9 protein-coding genes, 1 tRNA gene and 1 pseudogene are annotated in these 16,778 nt (G+C 44.5%); 6 read left to right on the top strand and 5 right to left on the bottom strand.

The features are described from left to right. Position 1 precedes the first annotated feature (1 nt). Positions 2-1,600, bottom strand: a complete 1,599-nt coding sequence (locus ACG3M1_RS16200; protein ID WP_008817840.1) for an MFS transporter — start codon at positions 1,598-1,600, stop codon at positions 2-4. A 127-nt stretch (positions 1,601-1,727) separates the two neighbouring features. Between ACG3M1_RS16200 and ACG3M1_RS16195 the strand changes: the two genes are divergently transcribed. Continuing rightward, the gene (locus ACG3M1_RS16195) at positions 1,728-3,515 is read left to right on the top strand and encodes a BglG family transcription antiterminator (protein ID WP_142419714.1); all 1,788 of its coding nucleotides are present in this window, start codon (positions 1,728-1,730) and stop codon (positions 3,513-3,515) included. A 311-nt stretch (positions 3,516-3,826) separates the two neighbouring features. On the opposite strand, the gene ACG3M1_RS16190 is transcribed toward ACG3M1_RS16195, so the two are convergent. The 3 genes from ACG3M1_RS16190 to ACG3M1_RS16180 all read right to left on the bottom strand — a co-directional run bounded on the left by ACG3M1_RS16190 (position 3,827) and on the right by ACG3M1_RS16180 (position 9,955). Further along, entirely contained in the window at positions 3,827-6,757 is a 2,931-nt protein-coding gene (locus ACG3M1_RS16190) for a bifunctional diguanylate cyclase/phosphodiesterase (RefSeq protein WP_009270815.1), read from the bottom strand. Beyond that, positions 6,757-8,193, bottom strand: a complete 1,437-nt coding sequence (locus ACG3M1_RS16185) for an extracellular solute-binding protein (protein ID WP_008817837.1) — start codon at positions 8,191-8,193, stop codon at positions 6,757-6,759. Before ACG3M1_RS16185 ends, ACG3M1_RS16190 begins: the two co-directional genes overlap by 1 nt. 481 nt (positions 8,194-8,674) lie before the next feature. Next, a complete protein-coding gene (locus ACG3M1_RS16180) occupies positions 8,675-9,955 on the bottom strand; it encodes a helix-turn-helix domain-containing protein (RefSeq protein ID WP_100933673.1) in 1,281 nt (426 codons plus the stop codon). 241 nt (positions 9,956-10,196) lie between these two features. On the opposite strand from ACG3M1_RS16180, the gene ACG3M1_RS16175 reads away from it, so the two are divergent. The 4 genes from ACG3M1_RS16175 (at position 10,197) to ACG3M1_RS16160 (ending at position 14,499) form a co-directional block, all read left to right on the top strand. Continuing rightward, positions 10,197-10,280, top strand: a tRNA-Leu gene (locus tag ACG3M1_RS16175). 775 nt (positions 10,281-11,055) lie between these two features. Beyond that, positions 11,056-12,045, top strand: coding sequence for a Gfo/Idh/MocA family protein (locus tag ACG3M1_RS16170; protein WP_008817835.1), 990 nt, complete (start codon positions 11,056-11,058; stop codon positions 12,043-12,045). Further along, entirely contained in the window at positions 12,035-12,802 is a 768-nt protein-coding gene (locus ACG3M1_RS16165; RefSeq protein ID WP_008817834.1) for a GNAT family N-acetyltransferase, read from the top strand. Before ACG3M1_RS16170 ends, ACG3M1_RS16165 begins: the two co-directional genes overlap by 11 nt. Before the next feature lie 92 nt (positions 12,803-12,894). Next, entirely contained in the window at positions 12,895-14,499 is a 1,605-nt protein-coding gene (locus tag ACG3M1_RS16160) for an IS1182 family transposase (protein WP_008817373.1), read from the top strand. Positions 14,500-14,659: 160 nt separating this feature from the next. Here ACG3M1_RS16160 and ACG3M1_RS16155 read toward each other — a convergent pair whose 3' ends face one another. Then, positions 14,660-16,114, bottom strand: a complete 1,455-nt coding sequence (locus ACG3M1_RS16155) for a GntR family transcriptional regulator (protein WP_395814322.1) — start codon at positions 16,112-16,114, stop codon at positions 14,660-14,662. 127 nt (positions 16,115-16,241) lie between these two features. On the opposite strand from ACG3M1_RS16155, the pseudogene ACG3M1_RS16150 reads away from it, so the two are divergent. Next, positions 16,242-16,745 (top strand): annotated as a pseudogene (locus ACG3M1_RS16150) (diguanylate cyclase domain-containing protein); the annotation flags it as partial. Between the last annotated feature and the right edge of the window lie 33 nt (positions 16,746-16,778).

The following is a 16,778-nucleotide window of genomic DNA, read 5'->3' as shown; positions in this document are numbered from 1 at the left end:
TTTATGCCTGTTCTTTTTTTGTAACCGTAATGCCGCCGGTACTGAAAATACATACAAGGGAAAGAATTCCCAGTACATACAGTGCATACTGTGTGGAATGCATGCGGGCCTGTGCATTCAAACGGACAAGCTCCTGCTGCTCCTGCGGCTTCATGGTGAGATCCGACAGGGAAGAGATAAAGGCCTCATCCGACATAAAGCTGACATTTTTTGCTTCCTCCTGCTGTACAAGGGAGGCGGAGAGCAATGCATCCTTTTCCATACTGCTTCCCAGATTGGCATTGATCGTGAAAATCATAACCATACCAAGCACCGCAACACCGATTGCCTGTCCGACATTTCTTGCGGTAGCCTGTATGCCGCCGGATTGCTGGGCATCACGCTCATTGACAGCCAGTGCCACGACATTGCTTGCCTGTGCACTCAGCATTCCCTGACCGATACCGGCAATGATCAAACCGATATACATGCCGATGGATACTCCGTGCTCCTGCAAAGAGAATGCCATAGGGATCACGGAAACGGCAAGCAGGATATAGCCGATGCGAAGAATCGTTTTCGGATGTACCTGCGCTGCATATTTCGGGACCCCCATGGATGCCGCAAACATGGGAGCACCGACACAGATCATCGCAACCCCTGTCTGAACGGCATTGAACCCGCCGACAACCTGCAGATAGGGATTTACCAGCATAACGGTACCTCCCAGATACAGGAATACAATGGCGCTGGCGAACAGTCCAGCACGAACCTGCGCGGATTTCAGAAAGGAGGAAGGAAGCAGGGCACATCCGTTCTTCTGTTCAATGCTTTTTTCCATAACGACCAGTAGAGCGAGAATGATGACACCAAGCAGCGCAAGCGGCAGGGACGGGGAAATTCCAAAAAGCGTAAACGGTGCCTGCAGCGGTGTTATAAGTCCCCATACGGAAATCTTGGAAATACCAATCAAAAACAGGAACAGACCGATTGCCGCAACAATTGTTCCGCGCACATCCATTTTCAGCTTCTTTGTTGAACGCTCAACCTCGGGGATTGCCGTTGAACCGATGAGAATCAGGAAAAAGTAAACGGCGAGTGCACCAAAGGCAACCCGAAAACCAAATGCATCCAGCAGAAAGCCGGCTACGATGGGACCTGCGGCTGCCGCAATCCCGGTGGCTGCACCGATGGCACCAAACGCGAAGACGCGTTCCTTACCACTGTAGATTCCCGGGATCAGTCCGAGAACGGAAGGAATCATAAAGCTTGCGCCCAGACCGACCAGCAAACGGCCGCCCCAGGTAAACATAACAACATTGGTGGAGATGGCCAGCATGAGCTCTCCGATGATGGCAAGAATCACGCCGATGCGGAAGTTCTTTTTCCAGCCGATGATGATTCCCAGCATTCCGCCGGCAACCATAAACGCCCCGGCACAGAGCGAATACACCATATTGGCAAGCTGAATGTCATTCATACTTGCATGCAGTGCGGATATCAGTGCGTTTGTCGCGACACTGAGAACCGCATTATCCCCTGAGGTTCCGATCTGTGTAAACATGAGAACGATCAGTGGAAGATATATCATCTGTTTCTTTTGTTTTAGTACAGTTTCCATAGCTATTGCCTCCTCAAATACTTACTTTCTATACCATAGTCCATTATAGGCCTGTTGCAGGCGTTGTTAAGTAGCAAAATTACCGTAACTGTGGTAAAATTTTTACAAAGAGGAAAGCGGGAGATGTATGAACCAGCGACAGCGAAAACTGCTTCTGTATCTGCTGTCACAGAAGCATTATCAGCCAATTCAGGAATTATGCGGCGAATTCGGCTTCAGTGAGAAAACGATACGCAATGATATTAAGGCAATCAATGCCTATCTGCATATGAATGAGGTAACATCACGGATTCAGACTAAGCGGGGAAGCGGTGTACGGATGCATCTGATGGAGCGGGAGGAGGAATATGTCCGCTATCTGCTGGAATCCAGGGTTCTGGAAATCAAGCCGGATTTGGACAGGTTTTATCACGGTATGATCTTACTGCTGTTTCGACAGGAGCCGTACACGATGGATACGCTTGCCGATGAATTGTATACAAACCGTCTTCAGCTGAAGGAAGATTTGCTGTGCTGGGAAAGTATGCTGCGGATGTTTCATCTGAAAATCACGAAGGGGACACATTTGCATATTGACGGGGATGAGCGGCAGCTTCGTCTGTTTGTGCTGTACTATTTTTATCAGCGAGCGGATAAGGCGATGATTATGAGTATTGAACCGGTTTTTCTGCAGGAGCATCAGTCTCTGTTTCGCGATATTCTGCGGCTGTACGAGGATGCCTATCGGTATCGCTTTACGGTGAATGCGCTGCATCATTTCAGTATTTATCTCGGCGTTATGATGAAACGGATTCAGATGGGCTATAGCCTGCAGGAGCAAACGCCCTATATGGGAAACAGACGGGTCCATACCATGCTTCAGGATTATTTCCATGTGGATGTTAACGGTGAGGAAATGCGGTTTCTGGAACAGCTGATAGAAAGCGGGGCACGGCAATGGAATAGAAGCATGCTGCATGAATTTGTAGTGAATGAGGAAACCAGGCAGCTGAGTGCGCGTTTCTTTGCATTGCTGAAGCAGGAATATCACGGGGAGCCGGATGAGGAGCTTCCGATTCTCTTCTCCATTCTGCTGCAGACAGCGATGATACGAAAGCATCATGCCATGCGGGTGCTCCATTATAATGATACACAGGTGAAATTTGATTCCATGGCGGAGTTCCTCAGTGTTATGCGCCTGTTTCACAAGGATGAAAAACTGCGCGGGCTGCAGCTGTACGAGAGCGAATATACACGCTTATCCATGCTTTTACTGCCATATTTTCATCAGCTGGATATGCAGGTGCGTTTTCGTGCGGGAATGATTGTCAACTGCTCCTTGGAGCTGGCATATTATGGCCGTATGCGGATCAGTGAAGCGCTGCCGAATATTGATATTGTGCGCATTCTGACGGAGGATGAAATTGATGCGGCTGCTGCAGAGGTTGATTTCTTCATAACATTCGATTATCTGCATAAACAGGTTCCCATTGTGGAGATCAGCAGTATGATACAGGACAGCGATATTCAAAAGCTCCAGCTTTATCTGAAGCAGCTGCGGCAGCAGCGATCAGCACTGCAGCCGATATCCTGCAGCATGTGTGCGCATCATGCCGCTGATGAGGATGCTCTTGTTTCGTATCTGTTTCAATGCTATCAGGAAAACTGCAAAACAGGTACGTATGAGGAATTCACTGCCATGTTTCCCATGCATCGGCTTCTGCTTCGCGACTGCATGCTGGTGGTGCTGTATGATGAGCGATTCAGCGAATCCTTTATCTCGATGATTGCGCTGAAAAAGCAGCTGTATATCGAAGGGAAGGGAATCCGTCAGGTATGTTTGGCAGGCTTTGTCCATACCTCCTATGAGCGATTGCAGGAGCAGCTGATGCAGCTGAAGGAGTGTCTGCGCAAGCAGCTGCCGCATCTCATGTAACTTGCAGAAGCAGCTGTGTTCTGCGCTACTTCTAAGCGTAATGCAGCCGCTGCCTATAATGGTATACAGAAAAAGGTACAGCGTCACAGGGAGTTTCATCTTTCAGTGTTCATAAAAAGAAGAATTCAATTTCTATTGATGAAATACAATAGGATTGAATTCTCCTTTTTTCATTATTTATATCGGGGAAGATCCGCAGGGATGCTGCGCCTTTTGTGATATAGAAACAGCTTTTGCAATAGATACGGGTAGGAGCTGAAGCAACCTTTTTTACCTCACAGCATACTTTTAGCTGCCGTGCAATAGCGATGCTAAAGATTACTGAGCTTTCTGCGTATGTCTGCTTCGCAGATATTGCTTATCTGAAGTGCCGGCTTTCCAAGATAATAGCCCTGTACAAAATCCACATCCATGCGAATCAGCTGCTGCAGCTCTTCTTTGGTTTCCACACCTTCAGCGATTACACGGATATGCTGGCGATGGGCAAAGGTAATCATGTTTTCAACCAGTCGCTGCCTGTTTTCATCCTTATGAATATCACGTACAAACATCATATCAATCTTAATATAGTTCGCTGCGACGTTTAAGAGGGTGGAATCGTTGCTATAGCCGCTTCCGAAATCATCAATCGCGATATGTGCGTCCCAGCGCTTTGCAAACTGCTGCTTGGTTTCCAGATAATGCTGTTCGATTTCATCTGTTTCAATCATCTCGATGACCAGCAGCGGCAGATACTCTTTATACTGCTGTTCGAGACTCTGTGTCAGATCATCCAGCATCGGGATGCTGGGGATGGAGTTGATGAACAGACGGGTCTTGGGAAAGGCAGTGTGGAAGTCCGCAAACTGAGCGATTGACTGCGTCCAGGTCATGAATTCCACACGGTAAAGCTGACTCTGCGATCTGGCAACGCGCAGGATATCCACCGGAGATGTGATAATCGTACTGCGTGGACGCATCAGTGCTTCAAAGGCGTAGATTTCTTTTGATTTCAGGTGGACGATCGGCTGATATGCATAGCTGACCAGATTATGGTCCAGTATTTCATTCAGCTCATTGCGGCCGCTGAGCAGCAGCTTGTCCTTATGATAGGTGCTTGGCTGGAATTCCTCAATACCGCCCTTCTGTGTACTCTTGATGGAATACATGGCAAAGTCGGCATATTTACTGAGCGTATCAAAGTCCTGCGCATCCTTTGGATACCAGGCAATCCCCGCAGACAGGCGAATCCGGATTTCTTCTTTCCCTGTAAAGGTGATTTTGTGTGCGTTGATCTGTCGATGCATACCCTCAACAATCGTACGAATTTCACTTTCCTTTTGATAGTGATGGAAGAAGACAAGGAATTCATCCCCTGCCATGCGCGATACGATACAGCGGGAGGAGGAGAGCTTTTGCAGATAGCGGGCGGTGGCACAGATGAGCTGATCACCGGCGTCGTGTCCATAGGTGTCATTGATTACCTTCAGGTTGTCAAGATCCCATAAAATCATGGCGCAGATTCCGCAGGCATCCCCGCTCAGAATCGCTTCCACGCGGCTGCGGAAGGCCCTTCTGTTAAAGAGCTGCGTGAGTACATCGTGATCGCGCTCATAGGTCAGTTTGCGTTTTTCGCGGATTTCATCACTGACATCCATAACGACAATGACATGGGTTCCCTCATGTTGGGAAAGGATGAAGCGCAGCCATGTTTCATGCTCATCCAGCTGATGCGAGATCACATAGGTGTGGACCTGTCTGCCGTCCTGCCATTCCTCTTTTTCTTCAAAGATTTCTATACGCTTTTTGAAAACCTCGATTTCCTGTACAAATTCCTTATGTGTATAGGAGGTTCGTTTTCTGTTATGAAAGCAGAGCAGATGCGGAATTTCCTCCGTGCAGTAAACGAGTCCGGAATCATAGACCTCAATGGCGCCGATTGGCATATCCAGCGCATGGATGACCTGGGAGAGTCTGGATTCCGCTGTGGACAGATTTCTGCTTAATTCCTCAATGGAGGAAGCAAGCTCATCAACCTCCAGTACTTTCACTCTCGGCAGATGCATTTCATCATTCGGATCGAAATTCTTCAATACCTTGGCAAGCTGTGCAATCGGATGTGAGAATTTCATGCTTGTGAAAAGAGCAATGATGAAGGCGAGCAGTATCGAGCCCAGCATTGTCCAGAGAATGGTTTTCTGAAGACGAATTGCGCTGCTGTACAGTGCATCGTATTCCAGCGTACCGATCAGATACCATTCCTGCTCGACAAAGGGCGTATTGCTTTCATAAAGGTGCAGCTGTTCCTGCTGCATGACAAGTAATCGATCGTTTACCGTCAGGGTGGAGCCGCGTTCACCGGCGGCATCCTCCAGCTCGAATTTCTTTCCGATAGGAAACAGACTGCGATAGTTGGGACCATTGCTGTATACCACTTCATTGGTGTCGGTATTCTTATTTTTGCATGCCAGCAGATAGGCATTGCTGGAATCATCGTTTAATTCTTCATAGGGAAGATATTTTTTTAGAAAATCAAGGGATATTTCCACACCGGCCACTCCGTAAACCTTATGATCCGAGCTGATTAGAGGAAAGGAATAGGTGATGAACTCGGTTTCATTATCCTGCATACGTATGCTCGTACCCCAATAGCCGTAGCTTTTAATTTCTTCCCTTGGATTGTTTACCGCCGCCTGATAGGGACGGAAGTAAAAGCCGTCGTTTTCATCCTTTTCTGATAGCTTCATGAAGGTTTTCCACTCGGAATGCAGAGAGTAGCCTGCTTTTTTGAGAGCACTTGCATTGCCAAAGCGTGCAATGATATCGCTTTTATCATTATATGTGTCACCGGGGGTACCATCTGTCAGATAATAGGCAGGGTAGCTATCGGTATGAAAGACATCCTTATCAAATATAACATAGGAGCCTGTGATGTATTTCAGCTTGGAGAAGGCATCCATCTGCTTCAGGACGGATGCCGGCAGCTCCCTGCTGTTCTGATAGGCGGCAGCATTATGATAAACCTTTTCACATTCCTGTAGCAGTTCCTTGTAGGTATCCTGCTGATACAGATCGGTTGCCATGATTTCCTGCAGGTCCGATACCCTGAATATCACACGCTGATGAAAGAGGTGATAAGAGATATCCTTCAGATTGCTGATGGTACCACCGGCGAAAACCGTTCCCATGAAGATTAGACAGATTGCGGCCCCGGTCAGCGTGAGCGTAATCAGCAGCCTGCGAAACAGGGAATTCTTCTGCATTATGCATCACTGTCCTTCATCTTCTCGTTAATATCCTTTGTAATCTGTTCAAACCATGTATTGAAATTTTCATCGCTGAGATACGGCTTCCATGCTTTTTCACGGCTGTCTTTGTTCTTCACTGCCTGCTGAATCTGACGCGCATCCGCAGCACATTTTTCATTCAGCGCCGTTTCCAGATAATTACGGATTTCATAGCTTCCGTTAAATGATTTCTGTGAGGTCAGGGTACTTGTTGAGACCGTTTCCATAGAGGTTTTGACGATATCTCTTACCAGCTGATTTGCGGTAACCTTTTCTGCTTCCGTAATGGTATTCCAGGATGCAAAGGAGTTTGCTTCCTTTTTCACCGGCAAATAAGAGGAGCCTGCGGAGAACAATGTGTTTCTTTCCTTTTCCGTGAACCATTTCAGGAACTGAACGGATGCATATTCATGCGCTTCATCGCTTTTGCTGACAGCCATACCTGCCCCCTGTGTGATGGCATAGCTCTTTTTCCCTTCAAAGTTGGGAACACCGCGTACGATATATTCCACAGCATAGCCTGTACCGTCATCTCTGACGATTTCCTTCGGGAAGAAGGTTGCTCCTGCAGAGGAGGAAACACAGGCTACGACATCCTCGGTTTTCATGTCATCACTGGCAAACCGACCGTTTTTGGCATAGTAGCCCTTTACGAACGGAACGTAATACTGGTCCCAGAGCTTGCGCATCGTTTCCCTGCTGACGGTGAAGGAGCCGGTGTGTCCGGTTATGGAAAACAGTGGTGTACCCAGCTGCTCACTCCCGGCATTGAGATAATTCATGAGGGCGTCCCTCGCAAAAAAGGCTTTTCCTCCACTGTATGTATAGTATTTCTCACTGACGCGAGCCAGACCCTCCCAGGTATCCAGATCGGAAAGCTTCACATTTTCCTTTTTCGCAAATTCATCCCATATGTTCTTATTGATAACCATGACCTCCGTTGCCTTGGCGATTGGGAAGATATTGACATACGCATGGTCATGCAGACTGCCGTCCTTCATATAGTCATCGACATATTCCGCCATTTCCTCATCCGACATATAGTCATTGATGGAAACAAGCTTTTCCGCCTTTTCCATATCCTCTGCTGTATCCCCGTAGGCCGCAAAGATATTGGGCAGCTCCGGTGCATTCACCTTTTTCTCCAGAGAGCTTTTTAAATCAGCGGAGATGTTGGAAATACTCCCCTTTGCGACAGCATCCACACTGATTCCCTGTTTTTTCCCCTGTGTTTCATTGAATTCATCCACAAGCTCATCAAATGCCTGCTTCTGTGAACCGCTGTAGTAATGCCAGAGTGTCAGCGTGATGGGCTTATCAGGGTCCAGTCCATGATCATTGCCGGAACAGCCCTGCAGTACCATTGCAGATAACAGGAGTATACATGCGGCTGCGAGTCTTATTTTTTTCATGAAGAAATCCTCCCTTGTTATGATTTATATCCATTCCATTATACCACATAATATCTTTATAATACTTTCTACATAAGGAAAAGCTGACATTTATGAAAAAAGTTGTTCCTAAACGGACAAGGTAATGGGGAAGGGGGAAAAAGGAAGAAGGAATAGGCTGACAGTTATTATTTTTTTTATAAATTGCTGAAGTGAAAAGTTAAATTCCACTTTCAAAAGGCGAATAAAAAATGTGGAACTTTCTTCTACAAAAGTCTATACAGAGCATAAATATAGCGTTAGAAAGGGTTTCAAATAGGTAGAAGTAAGTAAAAATGTGAAGAAAGTGGTCATTGTGCGAATGATAGATAAAATAAATAAGCGCACTGAAAATAGGCTCCATTATGCCTATGTATAACTAAATTCCACTTCTATTTTATAGTTACACTATAAATAACTGTTCTTTGCCGCTGCTCTTATCATTCTTTATATCATCTGTTTGTTACTTATGAGTCAATACGCTTGGACGAAGTATCACTTCGTCCTTATCTATTTTCTGTAGACCAAATTCATAAAGTTTCTGCGCTAATTCCGGACACATGAACTCACATAGCTCAAATGGGGATTTTCCATTCAAATGTTCCTTGGCACTGGAATTGATATGTGAGATGGCTACATTCAAGGAAGTCTGATCGGTCAGGCCGATACTGCGTAAGTCTACTTCGTTAGGCAATATATAACGTAATTCACGATGCATATTTTCCAGGCTTCCTTTCTGCCCGGACTGCATAGGGTCGCAATAGAAGACTCGTGTCCTTCTGGTACCATCGTCTCTTTTTTCCATATGCTCAGCATCAGTAAATTCACCTCCGCGATCGGTGAGTGTTATATGAGCTTCCTGTTCAAACAGGCTTTTTCCAAGGATGGAATCAAGAACAGCTAGTCCGTCAACCATATCTGCAGCAGTCTTCGTGTCGTGATATACAGCAAACAGGAGCCCATATTTGATGAATTTGAAAGTCTGGATAAACGGTCCATTGGAAATGTCATTGTAGACTGTATCCATTTGTAAAATGTGAGTGATTTCCTCAGACTCAACATAGGATTGGTAATCTGTGTAAAGCCGTCCAACAAGGAATTTACGGTCTTGTCGTTTTTTATAGATCGTCTTCTTCTTAGCGGTCATTTTTCTTTTGACTTTTATACGAAGGTCAATATTAGCAATGCCAACACATTCGAATACACCTTGTTCAATATAGTTGTAGAGTGTCTTCTCACTGATTCCAAGTTCGGGATGTGCAGCTATGATCTGATAAGGTGAATGACCTTTTAATATAAGAGGCTTGATGGTATTGCCTAGCTCTACAGCTTCTGATGAGGTCAGATTGATTCCGGTTCGAGACTCAACGAGTTCGCTACGGTATTCCTCATAGGCGATCGTAGGTTTATAGAGGTATTTATCAAAGCGGCAGCTTTTCAGTTTCTCACAGCCATTACAAGCTCCCGGAGTACGATCTCTGCGTTTACAGCGGAACTTAGAATAATCAGGGCAGTTGACAGTACAATTCTTTCTCTTAAACTTACAGTGAGCATAGTTCTCACATTCTAGAGAAAGTGTAGATTTATGAGAGAGATAACGGTGAGCACGGATTTCCTTACCTATCGTAGATTTATCTTTGCCTAGATTATCAGCAATAGCTTTTTTAGAAGAACCATTAACGATGCCGATCGCGATGACATTGCGATCGTCCTGAGTCAGATGTTTGTTTTTGTTCGTTGCCATATTCATCACCCTTTGTAATGTGTATGATAATAACCAGCGGTTACCTTCATCATAGATATAAAAAAGGATATATGAAAGACTAAATGCAATTGTAAGTGTAAATTCAACTAGATTGTTGTGTAAGAGTCTTTTCTACTTAGCTACTTTGAAAGTGGAATTTAACTTTTCACTTCAGCTTTTTTATAAATTTTAGAGAAAGGATTGCAATTATCACAGGATGTGTTATAATATTAAAGCATTTGCGGGCGTGGTGAAATTGGCAGACACGCTAGACTTAGGATCTAGTGCTTCGCGCGTGCAGGTTCAAGTCCTGTCGCCCGCACCAGTGTAAAAATAAAGCCTTACGTAAAGGCTTTTTTTATTATTTAAAATGATATCCGGTGTAATGATCAATAGATTTAAACACCTTCACAGCTTGTAAATCGTCAAGCCGATGTCCATATGCATGATTGCCCATATTACATAAGGCTTTCATGTTTTTTTATTGCCTTTCTGATACCATTTGCCGGCTGAGCCCTGAAGGTCAGAAGCACACAGGTCTTCATTTATACTTGATAACGATGACCGAACAGAGAATCATCAGAGTATCCGTCACTGCTTTGCATATACTTCAGGTATGGATCTGCATTGGCATAATTCATACGTGTGCATTTGGCAGGAAAAGGGAATATGTGCAGGCTATAAAAAAGAGCTGTTCATGTCCAGCCCTTTTCCTCACGATTTTGTCGGTATACAGAACATGTGAGGTTATGTAATCAGAGGATTACACTATTAGTATAGCGTGTTTTCTAAAAAATGCAATTCAAAAAAGGCCAAAAATACCTTAATTTTGAATAAAATAACAAAAAATGAAAAGGCTTTCTATAAATATTATATTTTATGTAAAAAAACTCAGGCCTTGCGTCATGAATCGAACAGCTATTTAAAATAAATCCATCACCGTCTTCTTTTTTACATAAGCGTCCCAGATGCAGCCTCTTTTCCAGCAGCTTCCTTTCCGGTGGCTGCAGTATTGACAGAGGGGAAGGAAAAGGATAAGATGGACATACGGAAACACGTAGGATGGTCTATTCAGATCATTGTGAAAAGAGGTCGATCATATGGTGCTGCATTATGGAATTATAGCGGTTGCGGCAATAACTGACCGTTTCCTTCATGCCGTTGTGGAAGCCGGAGATACAATTGAAGCCATTGCTTCCCGTTCTCTGGCAAAGGCACAGGAAAAGGCAGAGGAGTATGGAGTGCGCAAGGCGTATGGAGCATATGAACAGGTATACACGGATCCGGATGTGGATATCGTTTACATTGCAGTAAACAATGCAAATCATGGAAAAGAAATAAAAGCAGCCCTTCACCACGGCAAGCATGTTGTATGCGAAAAGCCGATTGCCTTGTCCTGTGAGGAAGCAAGGGAGCTGTTCGCCTTCGCAAAGCAGAAGCAGCTGTTTTTGATGGAAGCGCAGAAAAGTCTGTTTCTCCCCGTCACACAGGATATTCGTGATATCCTGCAGAGGCAGACACTGGGAAAGCTGCGACAGGTTGTGATGAGTGCAAGCTTTTCCAATCCGGCTGCCGCATGGATGCATGATGCGCTGCAGGGAGGCGTGGTATATGGCAGTGCCAGTTATACAATTGAATATCTGCACTATCTGCTGCAGCCCCATACGATTCATGCTTCTGCTATGGGAACACAGGAAGCGCAGGGAGCCATTGACAGGGTGAGCATGAATTTTCTGTTTGATGATGTTCTTGTCAACAGCAGAATTTCCATGAAGGAAGAGACTCCGCAGCAGGCTCTGTTTTATTTCGATAAGGGCGATATCCGCATTCCGAATTACTGGAAGGCACGGGAATACTTTATCATGCTGCATGGTGTCGAGCAAAGAAAAAAGCACCCTTGCGTTTATGAAATGAAATATGAAGCAGCGCATATTCATGCATGTCTGGAAAACGGCCTGCTGGAAAGTCCCATCATGGATGCAAAGCGTAGCACTGTCTGCTGTTTCCTTGTGGATGAAATCATGCGGCAGCTATCCAGCAAGGAAGCGCTGTACTGCATTGATGAGGAGGAAAGCTGTTATGATTTATAAGTTAACGCACCCGGAACGGGCAGGAGCTCTTTTTGCACAGGCGCAGGATACGATGATACTTTCCTGCCTGCAAAATGTTATGGGAGAGATATATGCAGATGATCCTGAAAATCCGAAATCCGCAATGGCGGTATTGGGGGTCTTCTGCTTTTTCGCAGGAGAGGTCAATGCTGAGCTGATTGCATATAAGCCGGACACATATACAATTCCCTTTATCCTTATGAGTGCAGACACCTCCTCTTTAAGAGCTGCCATTCAGGCGCAGTATGGGGAACGCGCAAAAAAGGTTACGCGATATGCCATAAAAAAGGAAGCAGGCATTTTTTCCGAGCAACGCCTTCAGCAAATCGTGGATACTCTTGGCGCAGAATATGAGCTGAACCTAATTGATGAGGCGATCTTTAACTGGTCACGCCGGCAGGACTGGTGCAGGGAATGGACTTCTTTGTATAAAGATTATGAGACATACCGCACAACAGGGCTCGGTGTTGTCGTTCTGAAGGATAAGCTTCCGGTTTCCGGTGCCTCCTCCTACAGCTCTTATCGTGGGGGAATTGAAATCCAGGTAGATACAAAAAAGGAATACAGAAGACAGGGGCTGGCAGAGGCAGCCTGCGCAAAGCTGATGCTGGAATGTCTGAAGCGCGGCTGGTATCCGAGCTGGGATGCCCACAATATGGCTTCTGTACATCTTGCGGAAAAGCTTGGCTATCATTTTGACAGGGAATACACCGTGTTTGAAATACACGGATATTAAAAAGGGGCTGTGACAGATAAGTCACAGCCCAGACATAAAAAATACACCCAATTCTATAGAGAAGAAGGTGTATTTTTTGGTATAATTTATGTATGACAAGTACTCAAATTAACCAAGGAAATTATACCGCATATCAACCATATATGCTACTAAATTTTGATTATTCTTTTCAAAATGATGTTCTTGATGATGATTTGAGCGTCACGATCTTGGAAGTCTTAGGGAGGATTAATCTAAATAAATTTATAGATTTCCATAATCTTGATTCTCGCTCTTATGACCCTGTCATGATGTTGACCATCATCCTCATGGCCTTTGCTGAAGACGGCTATGCTTCTTTACGAAAACTGGAAAAACTTTGTCGCTATGATATTCGTTACCGTAGTATCACGAACGGTTGTGTTCCAAGTTATAAGAGCTTTGAACGATTCATCAATCATACATTGAAAGAATCCATTCAAACGATTGCGAAAGAAATCTATCTGTATGTACAAGATGAAAAAGCATTGGAAGAACAGATTCTTTATATTGATGGTACAAAATTTGAGGCAAATGCCAATAAGATGACGTTCTGTTGGAAAGGTTGGAGTAAACGATACCTTCCCAGACACTGGCAGAAATGTATGGAACTGTTAAAACAAGTGAATCGATACTTTAAAAAACATGAAATCAATATCAATTATTCAATTTTGAAATATCCAAATATTGAGTATATGATCAAAATAGATGAAGCGCTTGAAAATTGGCTGAAGGAAAAAGAATATATCCGAAAAGGCAGAGGAAAACACGAAATCGCAAAATTGTGCGATGAATTGAAGAAAAGTGCAGTAAAGATGTGGGAGTATGCAATCCAGGAAGATATATTGGAAGACAGGAACAGTTTTTCCAAGACAGATCCAGATGCCACATTCATGCATATGAAATATGATTATTACAATCATACAAATGTATTCAAACCGGGATATAACGTACAAATAGGAGTAAATAATGGGTACATCGCCTATCAATATCTAAGTAGTGATCCAAATGATATAAAAACGTTACAACCATTTACAGAAGGATATAAAGAATTATATGGAAAATACCCTGATATAGAAGTAACGGATGCAGGATATGGGAGCTATGATAATTACTGTTACTGCAAAAGTAAAGGGATTAAAGGACTATTGAAATACAGTGGATATGAAAAGAAGAAAGAGAAAGTAAATGATAAGAATCGCTATCAACTGCGGCACATGGAACGACAAGAGGATGGTACTCCAGTATGTCCAGCCGGACATGTATTTGAGATAGAGCGAATAGGACTCAATATCAAAGGACAATATCCAAAAACGACGATGTATTACAGAAATAAAAACTGCGGTGAATGTCCACACAGGAGCAAATGCACGACATCAAAGAACGGAAGAAGTGCACGGATAGTCCCTGCCTTAGAAAAGATGCATAAAGAGATAGATGAATGTCTAAAGAGTGAAGAAGGAAAGAGATTGATGAGAAATCGTAGTGCACAGGCAGAGGGAGCGTTTGCGGACATCAAACAAGATTTTGAATATGTCCGCTTGCATCGACGAGGAGAAAGCGGAGTCAAGGTAGAACTAAGCTTAGTGTGTATTGGATATAACATAAGAAAGTACCATAATTATAAAATAAGGGATAAAAAAAGAGAAAAGCAGAGAAATGTAAGCAAACTGAATTAGTTTTCCACAATGGGATGGGGGATTTCTAACGAAAAAAGGGCCTAAAACCAGATTCACTCAAAAAGTTGTTTTCAGTGTACCCAAAATACAAAAATCATAATAAAAAAGGCTGTGATTTTCAGAGAAACACTAATTTCTCTTACTCGTCACAGCCCCTTTTCTATAGAAAGGGCTCCTTAGGAGTTATCATATAAGAGGCCTCAAAGAGCTTCAAATCGATCATGTTCGAGCGAACGACATCCAGAATATGGGCATAGCATATGCACAGCTGTCTGGAAAACGCCTCCTGATTTCCCTCCAGCAGATATTTAACAGCTTCCATGCTTTTTCGGTTTAATACCGTAGAGCCATGCTGTTTTTGGGGATAGAAGGAGTAATAATAGCCCCAGCACAAGATCTTGCCGAGCTCCGTCATAAGCGTCTGCAGAGTTTTTGAAGGAACATACCGTCGTACGAGTGCCGTCAGACAATCCAGAGGAATCCTGTTTTTATCCTGTAAATCACATTGCAGCTGAAGCAGTGCCTTTGCGGAAATGAAAGGGAATGCTGAACTGGCTGCCGGCTTCATAAGCAGAATCATGAGCTGCAGACCACTGAGATAGCGCAGAGTATCTTCCCGATAAACCTTGATCTGCATGCATTTTGCGGCAGTATCCCCATCCTGCATACAGACGGTAGTTCCTTTGACATTCTGCGTTTTTGCATAGCCAAGCTCATTCAGCGATGCAAGTGCCTTGCGAATCGTAGCAACACTTACCCTGTATTGCGAAGCCAGCTCTGCTTCTGAAGGGAGCCGTGTTCCCACTGCAAGCTTTCCGGTGCCGATTTTATCAATCAGGTCCCTTGTAATCTGAACATGCAGATGATCGCGCCCACGATCGGAATGCCATAAAAAGGGCTTTTCTGTTTGCTTAATGTGCGGGCTCTGCCTGCACAGTTCTTGTATCTGCAGCTCAACTGTTTTCTGTACAGCAGCATACATCCGAGTGAGTCTGTTCATGCTTTCTGTCAGCTGCCGGCTGTACATGGCTTCCTGTACCCATAGAATATTCTGAAACTGGAAGCTGTTTTGTAGGTTTGAAAACTGCTTTTCCTGAAAGAAGAAGGTTGGCCGTGCATACAGCTCAAGGCTGGAGAACAAATCCCGAAAAAACATATTGCGGGTCTGATCCAGCAGGGCATAGAAAAATTTCAGATTTGTCTTCCATCGAAACGCTGCATTTTTCGCTGAAGCTTCCTTTACCTTTTCCTCCAGCCGGTGCAATGCATAATCGCTGCACACCTGGACAGAGAAGGAAAGAATACGCGGCATGATCAGCGTCATAGTAGCATATACATCCCGTAAAGAGTGCTGATTTTCTACAATATACCTGATGGCCGCAGATTTCTGCTTTCTTTGATCCTGCCGATATATGACGATCATCGGTTTTCGTTCTTCCGTTTTTATGTAGCCCTCCTGCTTCAGCCGTACCAATACATCCCGGACTCCCACATGATACAGCTCACTCAGTCTCATAATAGAGGGCAGTGTGGAGCCGAAGGGGATTCTTCCACTGATGATTTCCTCCCGCAGACTGTGATACAGATATTCAAAAAGAGTTTCCTTTCTTTGCATACATGACACCTCATTCTTATTTTAACATGTTTTTTTGGTCATACTATATGTATATGTACACAAATTTATCGTTGTCTTTTCGAAGGGGCATGATAAAATTTTGCTGAAAGAATAGGGAGGCTGCGCTATGCGTCACATGGAACTCATACCGGATGATCTGCAGTGTGCTTCTGTCCTGCTGTTCATGCTCCTGCTGCTGATTCTGGCATTTCTGGCGGGAGCGTATCTGGCGAACCGCGGGGCCTGGACTGGCATATTCCTGCATGATCCGTTAACAAAGGGGATGAAGCCGATTCAATTTCAGAACAGAGTAAAGCGGCTGCTGGATAAGAAGCCGGCCATTGCAGCTACTCTGGTGCTGTTAAATATCGAGCATTTCCAGCGGATCAATCACCGCTATGGAATGCAGTTGGGAGATGAGGTGCTGTGTCAGGTGTATAAGGTATTGTGCCAGCATCTTGACGCCAATGAATTTATGGCAAGAGAAGAAGGCGATTCATTTTTTCTCTTTCTTCTCACACAGGATACGTCCCTGCTTCAAAATCGAATTGATGAAATACAGAAAGATATTCATAAGCAAACTGAAAATCTGCAGTCGATTATCCGCTTGCGGCAGGGCGCCTGTCTCGTTGACGGCACACAAAAGGATGTTGATTTGCTGATA

The sequence above is a fragment of the Clostridium sp. 10cd* genome (genome assembly GCF_044336395.1).
GTDB classification, from domain to species: domain Bacteria; phylum Bacillota_I; class Bacilli_A; order Erysipelotrichales; family Erysipelotrichaceae; genus Clostridium_AQ; species Clostridium_AQ innocuum.
The sequence above is the reverse complement of the archived record's forward strand: the minus strand, read 5'-3'. Positions and strand labels throughout refer to the sequence as shown.

Bases quoted from the DNA above. Each gene is read 5' to 3' on its own strand.
- ACG3M1_RS16170 (WP_008817835.1), top strand. From the start codon at position 11,056: ATGGTGCTGCATTATGGAATTATAGCGGTTGCGGCAATAACTGACCGT.
- ACG3M1_RS16190 (WP_009270815.1), bottom strand. From the start codon at position 6,757: ATGCAGAAGAATTCCCTGTTTCGCAGGCTGCTGATTACGCTCACGCTG.
- ACG3M1_RS16195 (WP_142419714.1), top strand. From the start codon at position 1,728: ATGAACCAGCGACAGCGAAAACTGCTTCTGTATCTGCTGTCACAGAAG.
- ACG3M1_RS16180 (WP_100933673.1), bottom strand. From the start codon at position 9,955: ATGGCAACGAACAAAAACAAACATCTGACTCAGGACGATCGCAATGTC.
- ACG3M1_RS16165 (WP_008817834.1), top strand. From the start codon at position 12,035: ATGATTTATAAGTTAACGCACCCGGAACGGGCAGGAGCTCTTTTTGCA.
- ACG3M1_RS16155 (WP_395814322.1), bottom strand. From the start codon at position 16,114: ATGCAAAGAAAGGAAACTCTTTTTGAATATCTGTATCACAGTCTGCGG.
- ACG3M1_RS16200 (WP_008817840.1), bottom strand. From the start codon at position 1,600: ATGGAAACTGTACTAAAACAAAAGAAACAGATGATATATCTTCCACTG.
- ACG3M1_RS16160 (WP_008817373.1), top strand. From the start codon at position 12,895: ATGACAAGTACTCAAATTAACCAAGGAAATTATACCGCATATCAACCA.
- ACG3M1_RS16185 (WP_008817837.1), bottom strand. From the start codon at position 8,193: ATGAAAAAAATAAGACTCGCAGCCGCATGTATACTCCTGTTATCTGCA.